Origin of the sequence: Runella sp. (assembly GCF_965279615.1) — a bacterium.
Lineage (GTDB): Bacteria > Bacteroidota > Bacteroidia > Cytophagales > Spirosomataceae > Runella.
On record NZ_OZ257252.1, the window covers coordinates 1,500,480 to 1,522,057 of the forward strand.

The 21,578-nt window shown below is 43.9% G+C and carries 19 protein-coding genes; 6 read left to right on the top strand and 13 right to left on the bottom strand.

Going from position 1 to position 21,578, the window contains the following annotated elements:
• The first annotated feature begins 312 nt into the window (after positions 1-312).
• Complete coding sequence (locus ACQY73_RS06640) at positions 313-3,864, top strand: carboxypeptidase regulatory-like domain-containing protein (RefSeq protein ID WP_428663177.1); 3,552 nt, start codon at positions 313-315, stop codon at positions 3,862-3,864.
• 103 nt (positions 3,865-3,967) lie between these two features.
• On the opposite strand, the gene ACQY73_RS06645 is transcribed toward ACQY73_RS06640, so the two are convergent.
• Complete coding sequence (locus ACQY73_RS06645) at positions 3,968-4,675, bottom strand: GDSL-type esterase/lipase family protein (RefSeq protein ID WP_428663179.1); 708 nt, start codon at positions 4,673-4,675, stop codon at positions 3,968-3,970.
• 187 nt (positions 4,676-4,862) lie between these two features.
• On the opposite strand from ACQY73_RS06645, the gene ACQY73_RS06650 reads away from it, so the two are divergent.
• Positions 4,863-5,552 carry a hypothetical protein gene (locus ACQY73_RS06650; RefSeq protein ID WP_428663182.1) on the top strand — a complete coding sequence of 230 codons (690 nt, stop codon included), beginning with the start codon at positions 4,863-4,865 and terminating at the stop codon, positions 5,550-5,552.
• Between the two features lie 84 nt (positions 5,553-5,636).
• Here the strand turns inward: ACQY73_RS06650 and ACQY73_RS06655 are convergent, their stop codons facing one another.
• From ACQY73_RS06655 to ACQY73_RS06675, 5 genes are all read right to left on the bottom strand, one after another.
• Entirely contained in the window at positions 5,637-6,875 is a 1,239-nt protein-coding gene (locus ACQY73_RS06655) for a porin (protein WP_428663185.1), read from the bottom strand.
• A 2-nt stretch (positions 6,876-6,877) separates the two neighbouring features.
• The gene (locus ACQY73_RS06660; protein ID WP_428663187.1) at positions 6,878-7,321 is read right to left on the bottom strand and encodes a ubiquinol-cytochrome c reductase iron-sulfur subunit; all 444 of its coding nucleotides are present in this window, start codon (positions 7,319-7,321) and stop codon (positions 6,878-6,880) included.
• 13 nt (positions 7,322-7,334) lie between these two features.
• A complete protein-coding gene (locus ACQY73_RS06665) occupies positions 7,335-8,528 on the bottom strand; it encodes a di-heme oxidoredictase family protein (protein ID WP_428663189.1) in 1,194 nt (397 codons plus the stop codon).
• A gap of 117 nt (positions 8,529-8,645) precedes the next feature.
• Positions 8,646-9,014, bottom strand: coding sequence for a hypothetical protein (locus tag ACQY73_RS06670; RefSeq protein WP_428663192.1), 369 nt, complete (start codon positions 9,012-9,014; stop codon positions 8,646-8,648).
• 182 nt (positions 9,015-9,196) lie between these two features.
• On the bottom strand, positions 9,197-10,780 hold the full coding sequence (locus tag ACQY73_RS06675) for a Na+/H+ antiporter (protein ID WP_428663194.1): 1,584 nt from the start codon (positions 10,778-10,780) through the stop codon (positions 9,197-9,199).
• 596 nt (positions 10,781-11,376) lie between these two features.
• Here ACQY73_RS06675 and ACQY73_RS06680 point away from each other — a divergent pair.
• From ACQY73_RS06680 to rsgA, 3 genes are all read left to right on the top strand, one after another.
• Entirely contained in the window at positions 11,377-12,276 is a 900-nt protein-coding gene (locus tag ACQY73_RS06680) for a helix-turn-helix domain-containing protein (RefSeq protein ID WP_428663197.1), read from the top strand.
• A 95-nt stretch (positions 12,277-12,371) separates the two neighbouring features.
• Positions 12,372-13,364 (top strand): aldo/keto reductase, encoded by a 993-nt coding sequence (locus ACQY73_RS06685; protein ID WP_428663200.1) that lies wholly within the window; start codon positions 12,372-12,374, stop codon positions 13,362-13,364.
• A 329-nt stretch (positions 13,365-13,693) separates the two neighbouring features.
• Complete coding sequence (rsgA, locus tag ACQY73_RS06690; RefSeq protein ID WP_428663202.1) at positions 13,694-14,758, top strand: ribosome small subunit-dependent GTPase A; 1,065 nt, start codon at positions 13,694-13,696, stop codon at positions 14,756-14,758.
• A 73-nt stretch (positions 14,759-14,831) separates the two neighbouring features.
• Here the strand turns inward: rsgA and ACQY73_RS06695 are convergent, their stop codons facing one another.
• The 5 genes from ACQY73_RS06695 to ACQY73_RS06715 all read right to left on the bottom strand — a co-directional run bounded on the left by ACQY73_RS06695 (position 14,832) and on the right by ACQY73_RS06715 (position 18,333).
• A complete protein-coding gene (locus ACQY73_RS06695; protein WP_428663205.1) occupies positions 14,832-15,395 on the bottom strand; it encodes a family 16 glycoside hydrolase in 564 nt (187 codons plus the stop codon).
• Positions 15,396-15,517: 122 nt separating this feature from the next.
• Positions 15,518-16,282: an alpha/beta fold hydrolase gene (locus tag ACQY73_RS06700; protein WP_428663208.1), complete on the bottom strand. Its 765-nt coding sequence runs from the start codon at positions 16,280-16,282 to the stop codon at positions 15,518-15,520.
• Between the two features lie 164 nt (positions 16,283-16,446).
• Complete coding sequence (locus tag ACQY73_RS06705) at positions 16,447-17,133, bottom strand: NADPH-dependent F420 reductase (RefSeq protein ID WP_428668427.1); 687 nt, start codon at positions 17,131-17,133, stop codon at positions 16,447-16,449.
• A 72-nt stretch (positions 17,134-17,205) separates the two neighbouring features.
• Positions 17,206-17,787 (bottom strand): Crp/Fnr family transcriptional regulator, encoded by a 582-nt coding sequence (locus ACQY73_RS06710; protein ID WP_428663211.1) that lies wholly within the window; start codon positions 17,785-17,787, stop codon positions 17,206-17,208.
• Between the two features lie 111 nt (positions 17,788-17,898).
• A complete protein-coding gene (locus ACQY73_RS06715; protein WP_428663214.1) occupies positions 17,899-18,333 on the bottom strand; it encodes a response regulator in 435 nt (144 codons plus the stop codon).
• A 484-nt stretch (positions 18,334-18,817) separates the two neighbouring features.
• Here ACQY73_RS06715 and ACQY73_RS06720 point away from each other — a divergent pair, with 484 nt between their 5' ends.
• Entirely contained in the window at positions 18,818-20,632 is a 1,815-nt protein-coding gene (locus tag ACQY73_RS06720; protein ID WP_428663216.1) for a hypothetical protein, read from the top strand.
• A 60-nt stretch (positions 20,633-20,692) separates the two neighbouring features.
• On the opposite strand, the gene ACQY73_RS06725 is transcribed toward ACQY73_RS06720, so the two are convergent.
• Complete coding sequence (locus ACQY73_RS06725) at positions 20,693-21,184, bottom strand: hypothetical protein (protein ID WP_428663219.1); 492 nt, start codon at positions 21,182-21,184, stop codon at positions 20,693-20,695.
• A 1-nt stretch (position 21,185) separates the two neighbouring features.
• Positions 21,186-21,371 carry a hypothetical protein gene (locus tag ACQY73_RS06730; RefSeq protein WP_428663221.1) on the bottom strand — a complete coding sequence of 62 codons (186 nt, stop codon included), beginning with the start codon at positions 21,369-21,371 and terminating at the stop codon, positions 21,186-21,188.
• Positions 21,372-21,578: the final 207 nt, after the last annotated feature.

The window sequence follows — 21,578 nt, forward strand, 5'->3', positions numbered from 1 at the left end:
TTGTGAGCAACCCTCTGCACGGGAAGTGTAGAGGGCGGTCGGCCGCTGCCGTTGCTCACAACCCGCCCGGCGTACCCAAATTCCCCCAAATGATCAAAACAGAGATCAAACTAAAAATAGCGCGCTGTCCATGAAGGCCCACTCGATCAAACATGGGGAAGCCTTGAATTCTATGTCAATGATTCTGACGGTAATACATTGCGCTTTTGCCGATGGCCTGATAAAAGCCAACGAGATTGGCTGATTATCGCATGTTACAGCCATAGGTATAATTACGCAGAAGAATTCTTTTCAGAGCGTAATTTAATAACTATGCGTTGCTCGTTCTTCATCGGCCTGCTAACGGTCGTTCTACTTCCGAGATTAATCCTGCCGACTTATGGGCAAACGACAGCCGTACTGACCGGCTACGTAGTAGATGCCACGACGGGAAAACCCATGCCGTTTGCCAATGTATATGTTAATGGCAGCACGCGGGGGGCTGTCACCGACGAAAAAGGAGCGTATAGCCTTGCCGGAATTCCGCTTGGTACAGTTGAGGTTGTTGCTTCGTTTATCGGTTATCAGTCTGACAAACGCTCATTCAGATTTGATAATACGTCGCCACAAAAAGCCAATTTTCAGCTAAAAGTAAGTGAACAAACGTTGGATACCGTAATCGTACGGGGCAATTCGAAGCGCCGGGAACTACATTTACGTCAGTTTAAAAAGCAACTCTTCGGCGAGCCGTTTGGCGGACAGTGTCTGCTTGTAAACAGCGACGTTCTCCATTTTAACGAAGATAAAGGTCATCTGTACGCAACGGCCAATGAGCCGTTAATTATTGATAATCAGGCGCTGGGCTATCGGCTGATTTATGATTTGCAACATTTTGATGCGACTGCTTCAGGAAATGTTTATTCTGCGGGTACTGCCCGTTTTGAAGAACTGAAACCCGAGAACGAACGGCAGGCCAACCGATTCCGACGAAACCGGTTGACCGCCTATAAAGGATCTATTCGACATTTAATGGCCGGCCTGATTGATAATACGTTCGAGCAGGACGGCTTTCTGGTCTATCAGGAAGATGTTACCAAAATGCTATCCCTGGAAAGGCAGTCAATTACGCTTGCCGCTGCGGTCAACGACTACAAGCATTTGGTTCCCATTAAGGTTTCTACGTTGATTCAACCCGGTCGATTAGCGACCGAACGCCGATTGGTTTCGCCCATGAAACTGATCATATTCTACAAGAATGCGTCCTCGGGTTTCTCACCCTATCCCGATGCCCGTTACGCCTATACGGAAATGAAACTGCCCGGCGGTCAGATGCAGATGACCGTCGATGGGGTTATTACGATGCCGGAAGGTATGGAAGCGAAAGGCTCGATGGGTAATGACCGCTTATCGACTATGTTGCCCGCCGACTGGAAACCCGAAGGTAATGAGAAGGAGTCATTGACAAACGGCTCATTGGCTACACAGGGAAAACTCGCGCCACCCGACACCCGCATGGAACGTATCACTGCGGCCTTCAACGAGCGATTCAAATTGTTGGCTCCTACCCTGTTTGTGCACATTGATAAACCCTTTTACGCCACCGGAGATCGGCTCTGGATGAGCACGTACTTACTCGACGCGGCCGGTTACCGACGAGCCGACGGTGAAACAGCCATACACGTCGACCTGCTTACGCCAACAGGGGAAACGGTACAGCACCAATGGATACGTATCGTTGACGGACGTGGCGAAGGCAATTTCCGTCTGTCTGATACCCTCAAAACGGGAACGTATCGCCTGCGCGCCTATACTGATGAAGATGATGCCCAACGACGCCCGGCTTTTGAGCGATCTGTGGCCATTCATAATCTGCTTCGGAACGAATTACCAATGCGTAGTGATTCTGTTCCTCAGCCATTAGACGTTCAGATTTTGCCGGAAGGCGGTCGTTGGATTTCGGGATTGCCGGCGCGTTTGGGTGTGAAAATTGTACAGCCCAATGGTCATGGCTTGTCCATCGCAGGACGTATTGTCGATGACTTGGGAGTTGAAGCCGTTCGGTTCAAGACCAATCATCAGGGGATGACCGGCGTGTCGATGGAACCAAAGCCGCAGCGGACGTATTACGCCGACGTAACGTATAACAACCAACGGCAACACGTTCCTTTGCCTAAACCCGAAACGGAAGGACTTTTGCTTTCAGCCGATGCGGTCAGCGATACAACTCATCTGACATTGACCATACTAAGTTCTAACCGGGCCGTTATCGACTCTGTGTATATTCTGATTCAACAACGCGGCCGTGTGGTCGATCAACGAAAAATTCTCCTGCAAAATGGGGCAGCGAAGATAAGCTTACCTATGATGACATGGTTGCCGGGTCTTGCGCAAATCACCCTTTATGATGCCGGTGCAAAGCCTCAAGCCGAGCGACTGATTTTTGTATCCGAATTTACCGCGCCGGTACGTGTGGTGTTGGGCTTCAACAAAATCCGGTATCAGCCCCGCGAACAGGTTACCCTGAACCTCAATCTGAACGATAATGGCTCACCTGCACCGGCCGCTTTATCGGCGTCGATTACCGATGCCGACCAAGTGCCTGATGATACCGTCGACGCTACGTTGCAAGCACACTTATTGCTAACGGGAGAACTTCGGGGACGTATCGAAAATCCCAACCAATACGTAGTAAATCACTCTGCCCAAACCCGTCAGGCACTGGACGATTTGCTGTTGACGCAGGGGTGGCGACGGGTCAGTGGCACGCCCGAAACGGATTCGCTCGGTGGTGTTTCGCTCAGGGGCCGCATTTTGAATGCAAAAAATCAACCAATGCCCGGTGCGCAGATTACCGTGGCGTTGACAGGCCCCGGGCAATCGTTCGTAAAATCGGCTACCGCTGACGAACAGGGGCTCTTTCGACTGGCGGGCATGGCCATTGCCGATACGGTACAGTTAATGACGCAAATCACTGATCGTCAATCAAAAAGAGTTTCTGCTAAAGAAGCCTTTTTGGTTCAGGAAAGACCCGGCAAACACTGGAAATCCGGTGAAATAACAGTTGCGCCAAATGAGTCGACGTTGCGGGCCCAACCGGAAGCTGCTCGAATTCGGCAGGAAGCAAACGCCGATTTTTACCGCGATAAAACGGTAAAAGTATTGCAGGAAGTGACGGTTCGAGCGCGTAAATACGAGGAAAGACCTGACGATATTCAACAACGTAGTTTGCACAATGCGGCGGATGCCGTTCTTGTGTTCGATGATAAATCGCCGGTTTACGCAAATCTGTACGAAATGATTCAGGGACGATTGACGGGTGTGACGGTTAAACGTGTAGGAGCCATGCAAGCGCGTAGCTATCAGGTATTTATACGAGGAATAAGCAGTTATAAAAGTGGTACGCAGCCCCTATACCTGATGGATGGTATGCCCATTCAGGACCCTGACGGAACTGCTTTGCTGTACTTTAATGCAGGCGATATCGAACGTGTCGAAGTGCTGAAAAATGGTGGCACAGCCGCTACCTACGGGGCTCGAGGGGGAAATGGCGTCATTGCTTTTTACTCCAAAGGTGCACGGTCCATGCAGACAAGCACGAAACCTAAGGAGGGAATGACGCCGATTCAATTCATTGGTTATCCGTCGGTACAGCGTGAGTTTTATGTGCCACGCTACGAGGCAGAGGTAACCGCCGGCACAATTTCCGGCCCCGTTGATTACCGAGATGTTTTATACTGGAAACCAATCATGCAAACTGACAGTCAGGGGAACAGCCGGCTACGTTTTCCGCTGTCAGACGTAGCGCGAACGTTGCGCGTGGTGATACAGGGCATTACAGCCGAGGGTCGCCCGGTGCTGAGTGTTCAGTTAATCAGGGTTCAATAACGCAGTGATTTATTTCCCCGGATGGGTATCCGAAACGGCGGAAAACTTACTGCTTTGGGTTGCGTAACAGCCTCGTACATTACACTAAACAAAAATGCAGTACCTATCGGCTGTGTTTCAAAAACTGAGCAACGATAGGTTCGATCAATTTTCGGGAACCGGTTGCATCTAAGTGCAAGCCGTCATTCGTCATAGTTTCGATGTCGAAGTCGGGTATAGAAAACCCGTCGATAAAAAGGCAATCATTTTGCAGAGCCACTTTTTTAAATGCTTCACTCATTGCCTTTACCCGTTGGTTGCCTCCCGCATATTTTTCAGTATTCTCGGCTTTGGCTCCGTAAGGCGGTGGAGATACGATCACAATTTTAGCTTTATTGATGGCCGTATATGGGCATCCTTTAATTTTGTGAATAAGTTTTTCCAGATTTATCGGCACTTCCTCCTGGCGACCGCCAAATACTGCTTTGGCGTCGTTGGTGCCCAATTCCAAGACAATGAAATCATAAGGTTTCTCCCCAACAAACTCCGCTGCCATTTTCAAATTTCGGTCGATCACAAACAGTGAATTCAGCGTACTGTCGCCCAAATTTAAAAAACCGATGGTTCTGCCCGATTTACTGATATTGTACACTTGAGCATTGGGCAAGGCAAGTTTAAGTTGCTGTGGCCAACTGTGGGGAAAAGTACCGTTACTATCACCAAGGGTGAAAATAGTCAGCCGCTTTTCGGAAATTACAGTGGATTGAGCAAGCGCCGCGAACGGTACAAACAATTGTAAAACAAAAAGATATTTTATGGCAGTTTTCTTCATGGTCTTGGTTTTGGGCCGGCATGTTATATTTGACATTCAAATAAGAAGCAATATAAGCAGTTGATCTAAATAAATCTGCCTTGTGTTGTTTGACCCCATCCGGAGTCAAACAATAATAAATTTTTACGGCCGAGCATTACAACCAAATGCCTGATTGCTGAGTCGTTGTTAATAAAAAAACAAACTCATGAGAACAAAGCTTATTGGATTCCTGCTGTTACTGCCCCTTTTTTATGGATGCAAGATGGCAACTTCGGTAAAACCCGAAACCACAGGCCCAGAGCCCGAACCTTATCAGGTCACCCGTGACAGCGTCACAAGCGGTGATTATCTCGGCATCGCAATCAATGAAGAAGCGGCAAGTGTATATACCAAAATTCAGAATCTTCAACTGATCAAGGGGATAACAGCCCTAAATGTGGTCAATAATGTTTTCTCTGACCTCACTTCTCTTAAAGAGCAACTGCCTTTGTATCAATACATTCTTTTAGATCAAAAGCCGGGGAGCGATTCCGGCGTGCAGATCACTGTTGAGAAACAAGTGGTTAAAGCCATTTACCTGAACAGTGGGAAACAACTTACGCAATGGCCCGAAAAACAACCTAACAATTCATCTGTACGTCTGGGCGATCCTGTTTCGTCCCTGTATGAAAAGCTGGTCAGTATTAAAGCCATAAAGCAGTTTACAAACAAGTTTGAATACATTTCTCTGCTCACCAAAAACCTATCTGCCAATTACGATTTGGGCATGAGCCGATCCCCTCAGTGGTATTTCGGTTATTCAACAGGTGTTGACCAAATGGATCAAATACAGGTGTATTTTCAAAATGGCAAAGTGACAAAACTCTATATTGACCATTACGCTAAATATAAATAAAAAGCCCGGCAGCTCTTTGCGCAATACAGTGCAAAGAGCTGCCGGACAACAGTATCCTTAAACAGGGATTGTTAACCCCGTGATTTAGAAATAACTTGAAATTCCCAGTTGGATTGCCCCTGTGCGAGCCGGCGGATTGCCCAACAAATCCCATTGGCGTTGAATCCGATAGTTGAATCGAATGACCGTCGAAGGAATAGGCCGCCAACTAATGGCCGGCATGATGGAATAAACCTCATCGTAAATTTTATCGCCGGTTTCTGCAAAATCACCCACATTCCAGTCCACCCGTTCCAATCGGCAGGCTACGTTAAAGGTGGAGTTGGGAAAGCCCAACAGCGGTTTTCTGAAAACAGGCTGAACAATATCCACAAACCCACCGCTTTGTTTCCTGCCAAAATGAACTGCATGATTTTCGGGAATATCCACTTTTACCCACGCCCATTCGGCGGTGATGAAGGTTCGGGTTTTCCTGATGGTTGTATTGAAATCAATCGCATAAACATTGACCATCCTTTTTTTGTCCAGCACAAATCCATCATCTTGGAATTTATTGTAAATCCCTCCCATATAAGACAGCCCAAGCTCTCCAATCCTGCGATTCCGAACAGCTACTTTTCCGGTAAACATCGCCTTTCCGTTGCTGCTTTCTTCGAAACGGTCCGGGTCTTGTTTTGTGGCCGGTAAAAAGGTACGACTGTCTTCGTTGGAAATGATCTTCCCGCTGAAACCGTTGGTTAGGTACGCTTCGTATGCGAAAACCCACTGTCGGGTGTATTTTTTTCCGTAAATCCCCATTCCGGCGTTACTGAATGTTGCCGGGAGCATTTGCGTCGCGGAAATTGGTCGATCATTAAATTCCCAACGGGGGCCATCGTGGTTTTGGTTGAAAGAACCGATCGGATTCATGATAATACCGCCGCGCAGATTGAACAAATTGCTGAATTGAAAATCCACGGCTGCAAATTCGATGTTGATCTCTTTCGTTCCGTCTTCAAATTCCAGTTCCGACATAAACTTGATCTTTCGGTGCAGGCTTCCTCCGAAAAACAAGGTCATGCGGCGCATTTGGAAGGATAATCCTTCACTGATGCCGTCTGTTGCGGCATAATTGGTATTGATTTCGGCATAGCCGCCGACGCCCAACGGGGTTCGCCCGACCTGTAAAAAAGGGCGGTTATAAACCGCATCCATGTTCATAGTGACTTTGGCAGAGTCAGGTTTGGGCATTCGTTTGAACAGCGTACTGTCTATTTGGGCAGTTACCCGTTGCCCGATGGCAGTCAGTAAGATGACCGCAGTCAGTATATATATCTTTCTCATAGTCAGGAGAGTGCGATGTAAATATTTTCTTTGTCGGTTTTCACGATAAATGTTCGAAGCGGATCTTCCGCCGGTCCCTGCGTAACGTTTCCTTTATTGTCAAACTCGCTGCCATGTCCTTCGCAGACAAGGTAGTTACCGTGGGGCTGTACCTCATTTCCCTGATGGGTACATTCCAAATAAACCGCGCTGTATTGGTCTTCTCCGAGTCGAAAGACCGCAATGGGAAAAGCCAGTTTCTCGTATTTGGCGACCACTGCATTTCGCATCGTTTGTTGGTCTTTTTTGATCTCGATGAATTCGCTTTTTTTCACCACCAGGCTGTTTTGTTTCAGTTCAACCTGTTTGGCATAATAAGGCGAAGCACATCCCTGAAGCGCTGAAGAAAGGATACCGCCGCCGATACAGGTCAAACAGCCTGTCCGGATAAATTCGCGTCGTTGCATAGTAGTAAGGAGGTTAGAGGCTTTCTAAAAAGGTGAGTAACTGTTGTTTTTCTTTGGCACTTAAGCCGGTGTACTTTTGCCGGCTCTTCAGCGCTTCCCCGCCATGAAGCAGGATAGCCTCTTCAATGCTTTTGGCTCGGCCGTCGTGCATCAGAAAGACCCTTCCACCCTGCGAATCTTTTGCCAGTCCTAATCCCCAAAGCGGCGTGGTACGCCATTCGTAGGTTTTAGCCGTTCCTTCTGTATAATTATCATCCAGTTCTTTTCCCATGTCATGCATCAGCAAGTCGGTATAGGGAGAGAATTCTTTGTTGGCCAAAGCCCGAATGGAGGAATTTCCTGTTTTCAAAACAGGTTTATGGCACGATCCGCATTGTGTATTCACAAAAACCTGCTTACCGGCAACGACATCCGGGTCTTGTGCATTCCGTTGAATCGGTGCTTTTAAGGTGTGCAGGTAAAATACCAGGTCTTCCACTTCGCCGTTGGTCACCTCCGGGTCCAGTTCTTTACTGCTATACGTATCATAAGGAGAATACGTGCTGACAATCCCCATGTCCTGAATGTACGCATTCACGGTCTGGTTGTGCAGGTTGTGCGCGCCGGCTTTCCGTCCGAAACGGCCAATGTACCTCCCGTCTTTCGTTGCTGCACCGGCAACGGGACGGATAAATTCCGGCAGATGAATCCAATTGGGAACGCCGGATACGCCGTCTCCATCTTTGTCGTCCGGGTCAGCCATTTTCAGGATCTCTGAATCAGACACGGCTTCCAAAAAGCCCAAACCTGTATTGGCAGGTGCCATAAAAGTAGCATGAGAAGCTCCCGCCGGAATGATTTCAGGCGTAAAACCGGGAACCGCTTTGTTTTGCAATTGCGGCCCGCCCAGTTCCATAAACTGATTTCCCGTATCATCCGTTTGCCCGAATCGTATCAGGCTGGTAGAAGGGTGGCCTTTACCGTCGCCGGCATGGCAACTGATGCAGGAATTGGAAACGAAAAGCGGACCTAATCCCGTAATTGGGGAGAATACCCGTCCAAAAGCGGCATCTCCGCGTAAAAATTGTGCTGTTTCAGTCGCTGAAAGGCCATCAACAGTTCCGTCCAATACATCCTGCCTGGCAGGAGCGGCGGGCAATAGTTTATCGCAGGCCGTTAATGCAAAGATGCAAACAGCCGGCACCAGAAAATAAATTTTCGAGTTCATGTGGTTTTCCGTGATTTATTGAAGAAAAAAAACAATAGGGCAACACGCAAAACTCCTGACCAAAGGACAGAGCATACCTCTATCCTTTGTTAATCAAAGAATTGCCGTTAAAACCCGCTAAATCCGGAAATCGGGAGGGCCGCGAAGCGAACAATAAGTACGTTTGCGTGAATAATACGTTGAAGCATAGCAAAAAACGGGGCGAAATGCCCGTACTGCGTTCGTTAAAAAGGCAAATGAAAATGCGGTAGCCCCGACGAACAGAATGTTAGTAAAGGCATCTAATAAAAATAATTCGCCGGAGGTATGATTGTTAGGCTGATAGGGTCCGTTTCCGGAGGGAATATAAGGGTGAGCGTGGGTAATAATTTTTCCGTTGGAAAGCCGGTGCGCATGCCGAAAGAAGATATTGTTGAGTTGAATCAACAACATCAGCGTACAAAGCATCCACGCAATGCGTTGCCGTATGGCTGTCCGGAAAAACACGTTTAAGAAAAGAGTTTAGATGGAGGTACTCAAAAGTGAACATTATTTCGGTAATAACCAAATAATGAATCTGTTAAATAAAGTGTTCGGCAGTTTTATTTATGTTTCAAGCTTATGCCCACCATAAGCTTGAAACTTTACGGAGCCCCTAAAGTTTTTTTTCTTATCCTTCTTTGTCAAAATCAAATGATCTTCAACCGTTCTTCTTCCAAATCGATTTGATATAACTGCTGGCGAATGATTTCTTCGTCAATCGTTGGGTCTTTGTTGAGCTCCGTAAGGTAATCCCGCTGACTCTCCAACAGTTCCACAAAAATCGCCTTTGTCTTTTGATTCATCCAACTGTCATCGGTGGCTTTGGCCCGCTCTTCCCATTGTTTCAGGAATTTCTCCATACCGACGTGGCCATTGAGCTCATTTTCATATTTATTTTTCAAAAATTGATAGACGTGTTGTTTCAGTCCTTGTTTCATTTTCTGCCGGGCCAATTCTTCTGATCCTTCTTCGATCAAACCATCAAATAATTTTGTCCTTTCTATGAAATAAGGAAGCGTAAGCCCCTGTACCAGAAGGGTAAGGAGTATCACCACAAAAGTGATAAACAGAATGAGATTTCGTTGCGGGAAAGCTGCTCCATTATCTAACGTAATGGGAATCGCCAGAGCCGCCGCCAGCGATACTACCCCTCGCATACCCGTCCAACCCAACAACATAGGCATCAGCCAACGCCTTCTGTTGGATCGGGCACGGGGGATCACAGCGGGACGAAAGATAATCGTAGCAAGTAATGCCGCATAAGCACTGATCATTCTCGCAGCAATTAATACGCCCGTTACCAATACACCATAGCCAATGGCAGTCCGTAACGGAAGCCCTTCAGCGCGCATACCTTCGACAATTTCGGGAAGTTCCAGACCAATGATCAGAAATACCACACCATTCAATATAAACACAAAACTCTCCCATACGCTGAAGCTCTGAATACGACTGGCACTGTCCAGAAAAATAAGCCGCCTGGCCGACATGAACAAGCCGCCGCTCACGACCGCCAACACGCCCGAGCAATGAAACTGCTCCGCCACCCAATACATAAAATAAGGTTCAATGAGCGTCAGTGCTATTGTGGATTGAGCATCAAGAGGAAGACGTTTGTGAGCCTGAATAAAAATCCAAGCCAACAGTAAACCAATACCCGTACCGCCCACTATCATCCATAAAAAACTCAGAGCTGCCTGCTGCCAAACGAACTGCCCTGTCCCAACCGCTACCAATGCGAACCGGAAAATAATAAGTGATGAAGCATCGTTGAGCAGACTTTCGCCTTCCAGAATAGCAGACGTGGATTTGGGAATTTTTACAAATTTGGTAATGGCTCCGGTACTCACCGCATCCGGCGGGGACACGATCCCACCCAATAAAAATCCTAAGGCCATGGTAAATCCCGGAATGAAATGATCAGCCACTACCGCTACAGACATGGCGGTAAAAAACACGACAAGAAAGGCAAAACTACCAATGATGCGCCACCATTTTCTCATTTCTTTGAATGAGATAGTCCAGGAAGCTTCAAACAATAGAGGCGGTAAGAAAATAAAAAAGATAAGGTCAGGATTGAGTCTTACCATTGGCAGTCCGGGAATAAAACCAACGAGCAGCCCGGCAACAACCAATAGGATCGGATACGCAATTTTCAGTTTATTGGCCCACATGTTCAGCAACACGATGGCGGCTATCATGGCAAGCAGGTAAGGTAAAAGGGTGTGCATCAAACGTATAATTTAACTATTCATTGACCGGCTTTATCGCTCGACCTTTTCCAATAGTTGCCAAAAAATCTTACAATAGTTGGGCTTTGATCGTCAATGATCCGGTATTACTCTTTTATCGTTGAAATATAAGGGAAAACTTCTTAAAAATCAGATGTACCCATCATCATTAGGACCGGCGATCCAAGCAGCTTTTCACTGTTTCAGTAGTTAGTTTGAAACACTAACTTTTAAACAGTACAAACACCTTAAATGCAGGCATACCCTCTGAATCTCTCCAATACCTTAAAATGATAAAAGGTAGAAAGTAAACCGTTTTTTTCATCGTTGATTAAGTTATTTTGGGTGTTTGTAGACTAAAGGTTGGGCAATGAGTTATCATTCCCAAATTTCAGCAATGAATTTTAGTAAGCGGTAAAAACGTGAAAATCGTGCGGCGATCTGATAAATTCCGGTTAAAGCCAAATTGGAAGAACTGCTCCAACGCAACTGAGCTGCGTTTTAATTTATTGTTTGATTTTCGTAATTTATCGTTTGAAATTTATTAAAAACAGCCGTTAATCCGTTCTAATTTTGTACCGTTAAAATTTGTTTTCATGGAAAAAGTTGAAACACTTGAAGAATTTTATAGGCGTAAGTTTGATTGGATGCCCGATAGTCTCAAAAACGAAATTGGGCATTTTAACCTGTTTCCGCTCGAACCCATTCCTCAGGGTTCAACAAGGGCTTTGCCTTACAAACGCCGTGACTATTATAAAATAATGCTTGTGATCGGTGAAGTAGAGTTCAATTATGCCGATAAAGTAATACTTGTTACCAAACCTTCATTGGTTTTTTCCAATCCGCAGATCCCTTATAAATGCGAGTATTTGGATAAAATAAAAGGGGGTTGTTATTGCATTTTCAATCCTCAATTTTTTGATAAATTTGGGAATTTAAGTCAGTATTCGGTTTTTCAGCCTTCCGGCAATCATATTTTCGAATTAACTGATTCACAGCCGGAGGAGGTTAATTACATCTACAAGAAGATGTCCGACGAGCTAAATTCTGACTATATTCACAAATATGATCTGTTACGAAATCTGGTGTTCGAACTTTTGCACTTTGCCATGAAGATGCAGCCGGCCTCCGGTTTAAGTCAACAACCCATCAATGCCTCAAAACGGATCGCTACGCTGTTTTTAGAGCTGTTGGAACGACAATTTCCAATTGATGAAAATCACCCGAACATCCACTTACGCTCAGCTTCGGAGTTTGCCGATCAGTTGAATGTACACGTCAATCACCTCAATCGGGCCGTCAAAGAGATCACGCTGAAAACCACTACTCAGATCATTGCCGAGCGAATCCTTCAGGAAGCCAAAATTATGTTGAAGCACAGCAATTGGAACGTCGCCGAAATTGCCTATGCGCTGGGTTTTACGGAAGTGACCCATTTCAATAACTTCTTCAAGAAACACCTTCAAACAAGTCCGTTGAAATTCAGAAATGTTTGAAATTCGTAATATACTGTTTGGTTTTCGTTGTTCCGAAAAAATACACTTGTTTAATTTTGTTTCATTATTGTAAGTATCAAATTGTTGTTTGAACTATGAAAAAGCGAAAATTAGGAAACGGCGGCTTAGAAGTTTCAGAGATCGGACTGGGCTGCATGGGAATGAGTTTTGGGTATGGGCCGGCCGGCGATAAAGATGAAATGATAAAAGTGATTCGCGCGGCCATAGAGCAGGGAGTTACTTTTTTTGATACCGCCGAAGTGTATGGACCTTATACCAATGAACGATTGGTAGGCGAAGCCTTGGCGCCATTCAAAAGCACCGTTCCGCTTGTAATTGCCACCAAATTTGGATTTAATATTCAGGATGGAAAAATGTCAGGTGTAAACAGCCGTCCCGAAAACATTCGTAAAGTAGCGGAGGAGTCAATGAAAAGACTCAAAGCAGATGTCATTGATCTGTTTTACCAACACCGTGTTGATCCAAATGTACCCATCGAAGACGTAGCCGGTACCGTTAAGGATTTAATTTGGGAAGGGAAAGTAAAACACTTTGGGCTTTCGGAAGCCGGTGCAACCACCATTCGCAAAGCGCATGCAGTACAACCCGTTACGGCACTCCAAAGTGAATATTCTCTCTGGACCCGTCAGCACGAAAAAGAGATCATTCCCACCATCGAAGAACTGGGCATTGGTTTTGTCCCTTTCAGTCCGCTTGGAAAAGGTTTTTTGGCCGGAAAAATAGATGAAACCACCAAGTTTGCCGAAGGCGATATTCGCAATACCTTACCAAGATATACCGAAGAGGCGCGTATGGCCAACAAGGCTTTGTTGGATATCATTGAGCGTTTTGCCAAAGAAAAAAATGCGACCAATGCGCAAATTGCTTTGGCGTGGGTCTTGGCCCAAAAACCGTGGATCGTCCCGATTCCGGGCACCACAAAACTCCACCGCTTGGCGGAAAATAACGGCGCTGCCGACATTGTACTTACGGCCAAAGAGCTTCAGGAGATCGAAGCTGCTTCTGCGGAGGTAGAAATTGTAGGGACTCGTTATACGGAAGCAATGGAAAAATCAACGGGGCTTTAATTAATCCTGTTTTTCGAAATCAGTCAATCAGTTCGCGCGTACGTGGACTCATAAAAAAAGCTGCACCTACATTTAATCTGCTTTGAAAAACCTCATTTTCGGACATGATAAACGCTCTGTTTGAACGTTTTGTAAAAATCAATTATCTTTGAAACGGTGAAATCAATTCTTCCTACATATCATCTCCCGGCCGGAATAACAGTTGCCTAGTTGCAGGTCCTTTTTTACCCTGCAACGCACTACCCATTCCAATCAATTGTCTAAAAAGATGATTGCCTGATTTTTATTGTGTTCAGGTGATCCAACTCTCATTTTACTATTTTATTCAAATGGTTATACTAAGCAATTACGGCTGGAATCATTTCCATCAGGAGAATTTTAGTGCCCATACCAACCAAGAACTTTCTGTCGGCAGGGTGGTATCCATCAAAGGTTTCAAATATGTTGTTCTCAGCGAGCAAGGAGAATCGGAGGCAGAGCTATCCGGCAAACTTCTCTACGGAGCCGCTCCCGAAGAGCTTCCCAAAGTGGGCGATTGGGTGCTGTTTAAAAGTTATGACTCCATTGCCTACCTGATCGAGGTACTTCCGCGCATGAACGAATTATCCCGGAAAACACCGGGAAGACAAACGTCAAAACAACTTTTAGCCACCAATATTGACTTTGCCCTTGTAATTCAGGGATTGGACAATGACTTTAACCTCATGCGCCTTAACCGGTATTTGGTTCAGTTGGCGGTCTGCCGCATCACTCCTATCGTCATTTTAAACAAAGCCGATCTGGTAGCCAATCCGGAGGAGTACCGAAATGAAGTCTTGCGACTGAAGCACGACTGCCCCATCTATCTATGCAGCACACGGACAGGACTTGGCATGGAAGAACTGAAAAACAGTGTATTACAAAAACATTTTACCTATATTTTGATCGGTTCTTCAGGAGTGGGCAAAAGTTCTTTACTCAATATGCTACTGAACAATGATACCCAAAAAACGGGTAATACGAGCGATTCAACCGGTAAGGGTAAACACACTACTACCTCACGAGAGCTTTTTCTGTTGCCGAACGGAAGTCTGATGATAGACACGCCCGGTATGCGCGAGTTTGGCCTAACGGCAGAAGAAGGGCAAGAATCTGAGATCTCATTTCCTGCTTTGCAAGAGTTTGCGGCGCATTGTCGATACAGCGATTGTAAGCATATCGATGAGACGGGGTGCGGGGTGTTGGAGGCGTTGCAGTCCGGTCAATTGGAAGCTTATATCTACGAAAGTTACCTCAAATTAAGCAAAGAGCAGCGGCGTTTTGAAGTAAAAGCGGAGGACAAAAAACGGCTCGGAAAACAATTTGGAAAAATGACAAAAGAAGCAAACGCCTACCGCAAAAAGTACAAGTATTGAGGGCGTAGATCCTGTGAGGCTGTGACTCATTACAAACCTCACAGGATTTGTTAAACTCCTGACTGATCATCAATTAGTGTTTCGTAATCTTCAAATCTTTGAAATACCCTTCAGTACCTACATCTACAAATAAACCAAGTGCACCCGATGCGTTTTCGCCCATTTTCAGGTCGTTTACAATCAACGTGGGTTGGCGGCTGTCGTTCAAAAATAGGTTGGCTTGTTTGCCTTTTACTTCAATGCGTATCGTAATCCACTCATTCAGCCCCATGTCGGCATAGGTTTCGTATTTTTCGGGCGACTCTTTTCGGAGGCGGTCAAATTTGAAATCGGGGTAAGAAAAATATTGAATACTGTGGTTACGTCTGACTTGGTCTTCGGCACGGCCATTGGTGGGGCGAATGTATATGCACTCAAATTTGGAATTATCTTCGTGGATTCTGAATGCTACGCCAATAAATCCACGATCGGAAGAACGAGCCGTTTTCAGCAAACGGCTCAGTACCTTTACCTCAATCGTTCCGTCCTGAAAATCAACGCCTTTGATCTTGACAAATGTAGGTTCGTCTACTGCTTTTACGGTAGAGTCTTTGATAACCTTAACCACTTTTATACCTTGTAGCTTTTCAAAAGACATTGATATTTGGTTAGCTACAAGATTATTAGCGTCTAAATAGATAGTCTGAGAAAATAGGCTTTCTGAAAATAAAATTACAAAAAGCGTAAAAATAAAGTTTTTCATAATCGTTTTATTTAACCCTATTTATTTTTCAAAAAAGGCACAATACTTGCCCATACTGCCGCAAAATTTTCAAGAAAAACGACATGCCCTGTATTCGGAATAATGCTCAGTTGGGAGTTAGGTGTCATGTTATATGCATTTATAATCGTGGGTAAGGGTGCATTTTTATCCAATTCGCCTGCTAAAAAAAGTACAGGGCATTTTATTGAGCCAAACAATGCTTTACTTGCCGACATAGTATTATAGAAATTCTCCATTCCTGCCCAAAACTCTTCTAATCTTTCCGGTTCGGGCATTAAAGTCTTTTGTTGATTCCAAAAATCTTTATCAATGTTAAGTAATTCTTTCTGATTAAATACCACTTTTCTTAGGCCGGGAATTTGTTCACCGGCTCCAATAGCTACTATTTTTTTTATGCTTCCCGGGTACATGCCTGCTACTTTATAACTTGTGTACGCCCCATCGCTAAACCCTAAAATCACAACACTCTCTTTTGTAACAGCATTTATTACGGCCATGACATCGTTAGCTTTTTGTTCATAAGTAATCGGTGTATTACCTATTTCGGATTTGCCATGACCACGCGTAGAAATTGCTATTACTTGAAAATTTTTCTTTAAACTGTCGATAAACGTTGCCATTTCAATGGTAGACCCCAATATACCACCATGTAATAACACAATGGGTTGTCCGTTGCCATACACTTCGTAATAAATCTTGGCGTCAATTGATTGAACATACTGCCCGGCCTCTGCATTTGCACCATAAGGAATTTTATTCACCACCGATGGCGGCTGAAAGGCCCTTCTTAACTTTTGTTGCCCGTAAACATACGAGCAACAAAGTAGAAGAAATAGTACTGAAATCAGTCTTGTGTACATCTTAAAAAGGATTAAAACAATTTCCCACTTGGTGGGTTTATCCCAGCCAAATGTAAAGTAAACTATCAGAGTTTTTCTTTCGCTTCTGCCAACGTAACAACCTTACCCAATGCCCCAAACTCATGCAAATCACCAAATACTTCAATACGGATGGATTCGTCTAAACCACCTACTCGTAGCGGCTCAAAGCCATTATCACGAATCAATTGTTCTATTTCAGCATTGATGCTTTCGTCGTCAGTAGCATAAAACAATACCGCCGATTCAGGTGTTTGATTAGCGGCATTTGCCAGAGAAGCGGCGCCTAATGTGCCCAACGCTTTAGCGAGTTTTGCACCTTTGGGCACTAAAGAAGCGTTGATTTGGCCCGCAGATTCATTTTCGCCAACGATTTTGTCAAAACCGCCTTTTTCATTGGGCGCAATCGGATTGGATGGATCAACGACGGTTTTGCCTTGAAAAAGAGATTCATATTGATAGAAAATCTCTTTTATTGCCGAAAACCAAACGGCCAAGACCACAATATCGGCCTCTTTGATGGCATCGCTAAGGCTTGCAGGTTGAGCCAAACTGCCTAATTGAGCCGCAAGTGAATCGGCTTTTTCAAGATTTCTATCGGCAACAATGACCGAACGATTGTTTTTTACAAGATTTGTTGCCACTACCTGACCGATAGTACCAAGTCCGATAACGGCTATTTTTGAAGCGGATGTTGTTTGCATTGTCGTAGTTTTTTTTGATTGATTGACAATGCAAAAGTACCTTGAGCGGTCGGTTCACGCCCTTAACCTATCTTAGGAAATACTCTTAATATAGTTTAAGGCTTAAACGGATCTTTTGCTTAGATCTCTGCGAATTTTGCTTAAAAATTCAGGCGTAATGCCCAGATAGGAAGCAATTTGGGTATTGGGCAGCCGATTGGCAAGATTTGGATATTGTTCGAGAAAACTCAGGTACCGTTGTTCAGCGGTTGAACTGAACGTCTGCAAAACCCGGTTTTGTAACTCTACAAATTTGTTTTCGATAAGTACCTTAAAGATACGGTCGAGTTTAGGAATATTGAGGTACAGAAAATATAAATTCGGTTGTTCTATTTGTATGATTTCAGCATTTTCCAAGGCTTCAATAAATAATTTGCTTGGTTTTTGAGTGTGAAAACTTCCAATATCTGCAATCCAATCACCCTCGGCCGCAAACTGAATGTTATGTTCAAAGCCCTTATCGTCAACACCATACATTTTAAAACAACCCTCTACTACAAATGAATAATGCCTACATACAAACCCTTCCTGCAAGATCATTTGCCGGCGTTTGATCCTGCGCGTTTGTACCCGTGGCTCAAGCAATTTTATTTCTTCCTCAGTCAAAGGTATGTACTCTTGAAAATGACGAATGAGTGCCTTCATAAAGGATTTTTATGATTGAGCAGAGTATAGCTACGTTATAACAAATCGTTGTGCAAGACTTGGCAAGTCTGCCTTCGTTAATCAATTATTATTCTCTTGATAGCTATAAGCCTATTCAAACGTAAAGGTATTCAAGTTGCGCTCTGTATGTTGCCAATCTATGGTAAGCAACCGATTAAGTATCCCTTTTAATTGATAAAATGAACTCGGTTTTTTAACATAAAACTGAGCCCCTAAACTATAAGCACGGCGGATATCCTCTTTTTGGGAAGATGTGGAATAGATTATAACCGGGATCTGTTTGAGTTTAGGGTCTTTTTTTAATTCCTCCAGGCATTCAAAACCATTGCGTTGCGGCATGTTCAGATCCAGAAAAAGAACATCCGGCAATTTTTTTTGATGAAGTATTTCAATCAGATCAATACAATCGGTAGAGGTTGAAAGTTGGAAATTTTCCGAAACTTCCTGTAAAGCATCTTGAAACAAAAGGCGATCATCTTCATCATCATCAGCCAACCACACATTCAAAGAGGAGGAACTTTTCATTAAGACTTGGATTCGTAGAGGGGTTACTTACAAACAAAGTTAATTATATAAGATAACTTTGCCAAGCTTCTACCAAAAAGCCTTTCGTTTATGAAGAGCTAAACGTAACCGGATAAAAAACAACAAAATGCAAAAAGGAAAACACCTTTCCTTACTCACCACAATGAGCGTTGTTTCCTACTGATATTCAGTGGTTTTTATATAAAAAAAGAGGAGCGCCCAAACATCATCGTAAGTATGGCCGATGCATTGTCTATTCACCGCAAATACACCATTGCATTGATGTGCACGGGTATCAGCTTTTCTTCCATCAACCATTATTTCTTCTTCTCTTTTTAAGCGCTGTCATTGACCAATATTATTGGATTATTCTAATAACTCAACCGAGAATACCTTCTGTTGAATGAAGGGGAATTTTTCAAAAGCCTTCATATTCTCCTCAAAGCCCCTATCTTGTAGTATATAAAATTAAATATATACCCAAATGGTACATGGCGGATTGGACTGGCTTTTTGGCAATTTAGTGTTGGTATATTATCCAATAGGTTTTTTTCTCCTTTTATTTACATGCCTTGCTTCAGGGATAATTCCGGGCTATATCGTCAAAATTTCAGGAAAAACACATTTCGCGCTGCTTGCCCTGATGATCGTTTTTCTTCGGATCCCGAGTATTGGATTTAATCAAGAATTAAATCCTGACGAAAGTCAAATGTTGACGCAGGCGCTTACCCTGAGTCAAAAGCCTATTTTCTGGGAGTCTGTGGATGGTACAACTTCCGGCCCTCTTAATAGCTATGTACTTTTGTTACTTTCGTTTTTCGGGATACCGTTGGATTATACAGCTGCCCGGATCATTGGCCTTGGATTGATTCTAATCGCTTTTTACTTTTTTTACAGAAGTCTTCAGCTTATTTCCCAACCGGTCGTTACTCGTTTAAGTGCACTGGCTATTGCGGTCTTTTTTGCCTGGACAACCTGGTCTGATTTCCTGTATTATAGTGGCGAACTAACAGGCTTACCGCTGTTGACAGCTTGTTTCTACATTGCCACTTTATGGATAACCGATACAAAAAGATCATTCATTCACTTGTTCATAATGGGGTTTATGGCCGGATTGGTTCCTTTTGGTAAGCTTCAGGCCTTGCCTGTGATTGCCGGTCCATTAGTGATCCTTGCACTTTACCTGACACAATCTCCCGCTCCTAATTATCGGGCGTTGTCAGTATTAGTACTGGGGGGAGTGAGTTCTGTTCTCATCATTCTTCTTCTATGTGTCCGGTATAATGTATTAGATGACTTCTATACTTATTATCTGCTGGCTAATTTGATTGGGTACGAAGAATTGACCCGACATTCTACCATGTTGAGCCTCAGCAGTTGGGAAAGGTTGCTGGACTTACCGGGCTATTTAGCGCATAATTTGGATATACTATCCCTTATTGCACTGATCGTTATTGTTTTATTGATGCAGTTCTTCAAAGTAACTCCTGAAGTAAAAAAACACCGCGGGTATCAATGGACCATTGCCATGACCTTGGTTACTTTAGGGTTATCATTATTTGCAGTATTTAAACCTGAAACGCAATTCAGCCATTACCTCTTATTTGTCGTTTTTCCCTTCGGGTGGGCACTTGCTCTCTGTCTTTCAGCAGTTTTGCGAGAAAATCATGCTGTAGCAAACCGTTGGCCGATTCGCGTATTTGTTTCGGCAATGCTGTTTTTTATTCTCCTGCGATTTGTATTATACGGCTATTTTAATTCTTACAGTGCAGCTTTAAATACTTATCCACCGATGAGTGATTTTAAGATGCATACCGACAAGTCGGTGTCTTTCAATATTAATCCTTACCTCACTTTATTTCCCCGGTACATACACTTACAGAAATCACCCGTGTCGATATGGATCGAACAAACAACCAAACCCACTGATTGTATTGCCGTATGGGGATGGAACTGTCGCTTTTATGTCGAAAGCCAACGTCGGCAGGGAGTTGCGGAAAGTGTTACACAACGAAGCATTATGAAGAATTCTTTTCAGGCTGTTTATCTTGAAAAATACCTACGTAATCTTGAAGAAAATCAGCCGCTCCTGTTTCTTGATGCAGTTGGCCCTAAAAGCTTTATGTTTACACTGGAAACGCAACGCCATGAATATTTCCCGGCATTGAATACGTTTATTGCAAGCCGGTATTCGTTTGTGAAAGAAATCGAACACATTCGCATCTATAAACGCAAAGCAAATTATCCTTCCCTACTCCCTGCTTCCCAAAAGGTAATCCCGGAAACAAGTCAGCTTTAAAAGCCTGTTGTGAATAATCTTATCTCTGTCAATTATTATTGCTTAGTTAAAAATATAGGCTTATAAGAGAGGAGGAAGACCTTTTAAATGCTCAATATCCGACAAATCCTTTTGTCTCCCTGTGACTTTTTTGTCTTCAATCAAATCTTCACGACTTATAACTGAAATTTCAAGGCCGTTTCTCGCAAAAACAGCCCTCTTTATAAAGGATTCGCTAAATTTCAAAGACGCATTTACCCTTGGCAGAAGATCGAGGGTGTAATCATCAAATTCAAATCTAAAAAAAGAATTCTTAGGGTCGGGCATAATTTCGTCTCTATATTCTGTTACATTCTTCCCAAGTTCTTCTATGGCTTTAAGAAGATTATAATAGTTCTGATAGGTTGGATTGTACCAAATATCAATATCCGGCTTTTCAACAAATTCGCCCGCCATATTCGTTGAAATTCTATAATAACCGTAAAAAGCTACCGCTGTACCACCAACGGCCATTGATTGAACATCGTACTTATTCAATGCAGTGAAGACATGAAGAATACTACTAAAGTCCATGTTATCCTTTAGGCGCCGGCTTACTACTCTTTGTGGCGATACTTTTTGAATTGGTCACCCTAAAAGAATTTATGAAGCTTTCAAATTTATCGTGACGCTCCATTACCACGGCAGCATTTGCCGGGGTTATTGAAGTTGAACTTGCCTTCATTTCGTGAAAGCTGTTATATTTCTCTTTCTTTTTCATGGAAAAGCGCCTTTTTGTCCATACAAATATACACAAACATTAAATGTAAGTAAAATGCTCACATTTAAGTTCTGACAGTAAAGGAAATGACGGTTTAGGCGCAAGACTCGCAGGCGACAGGAGTATGAGGCCAACCATCAAACCCGATGTGACTGACAATTAACTAAAGTTTTCAGGGAGTTCAACTTGAGCAGGATTTATACAACA

Excerpts from the sequence above, each read along its gene's own strand:
- ACQY73_RS06695 (WP_428663205.1), bottom strand. The coding sequence starts at position 15,395 with ATGTCTTTTGAAAAGCTACAAGGTATAAAAGTGGTTAAGGTTATCAAA.
- ACQY73_RS06715 (WP_428663214.1), bottom strand. The coding sequence starts at position 18,333 with ATGAAAAGTTCCTCCTCTTTGAATGTGTGGTTGGCTGATGATGATGAA.
- ACQY73_RS06645 (WP_428663179.1), bottom strand. The coding sequence starts at position 4,675 with ATGAAGAAAACTGCCATAAAATATCTTTTTGTTTTACAATTGTTTGTA.
- ACQY73_RS06660 (WP_428663187.1), bottom strand. The coding sequence starts at position 7,321 with ATGCAACGACGCGAATTTATCCGGACAGGCTGTTTGACCTGTATCGGC.
- ACQY73_RS06650 (WP_428663182.1), top strand. The coding sequence starts at position 4,863 with ATGAGAACAAAGCTTATTGGATTCCTGCTGTTACTGCCCCTTTTTTAT.
- ACQY73_RS06725 (WP_428663219.1), bottom strand. The coding sequence starts at position 21,184 with ATGGACTTTAGTAGTATTCTTCATGTCTTCACTGCATTGAATAAGTAC.
- ACQY73_RS06665 (WP_428663189.1), bottom strand. The coding sequence starts at position 8,528 with ATGAACTCGAAAATTTATTTTCTGGTGCCGGCTGTTTGCATCTTTGCA.
- ACQY73_RS06710 (WP_428663211.1), bottom strand. The coding sequence starts at position 17,787 with ATGAAGGCACTCATTCGTCATTTTCAAGAGTACATACCTTTGACTGAG.
- ACQY73_RS06640 (WP_428663177.1), top strand. The coding sequence starts at position 313 with ATGCGTTGCTCGTTCTTCATCGGCCTGCTAACGGTCGTTCTACTTCCG.
- rsgA (WP_428663202.1), top strand. The coding sequence starts at position 13,694 with ATGGTTATACTAAGCAATTACGGCTGGAATCATTTCCATCAGGAGAAT.
- ACQY73_RS06655 (WP_428663185.1), bottom strand. The coding sequence starts at position 6,875 with ATGAGAAAGATATATATACTGACTGCGGTCATCTTACTGACTGCCATC.
- ACQY73_RS06680 (WP_428663197.1), top strand. The coding sequence starts at position 11,377 with ATGGAAAAAGTTGAAACACTTGAAGAATTTTATAGGCGTAAGTTTGAT.
- ACQY73_RS06675 (WP_428663194.1), bottom strand. The coding sequence starts at position 10,780 with ATGCACACCCTTTTACCTTACCTGCTTGCCATGATAGCCGCCATCGTG.
- ACQY73_RS06720 (WP_428663216.1), top strand. The coding sequence starts at position 18,818 with ATGGTACATGGCGGATTGGACTGGCTTTTTGGCAATTTAGTGTTGGTA.
- ACQY73_RS06685 (WP_428663200.1), top strand. The coding sequence starts at position 12,372 with ATGAAAAAGCGAAAATTAGGAAACGGCGGCTTAGAAGTTTCAGAGATC.
- ACQY73_RS06730 (WP_428663221.1), bottom strand. The coding sequence starts at position 21,371 with ATGAAAAAGAAAGAGAAATATAACAGCTTTCACGAAATGAAGGCAAGT.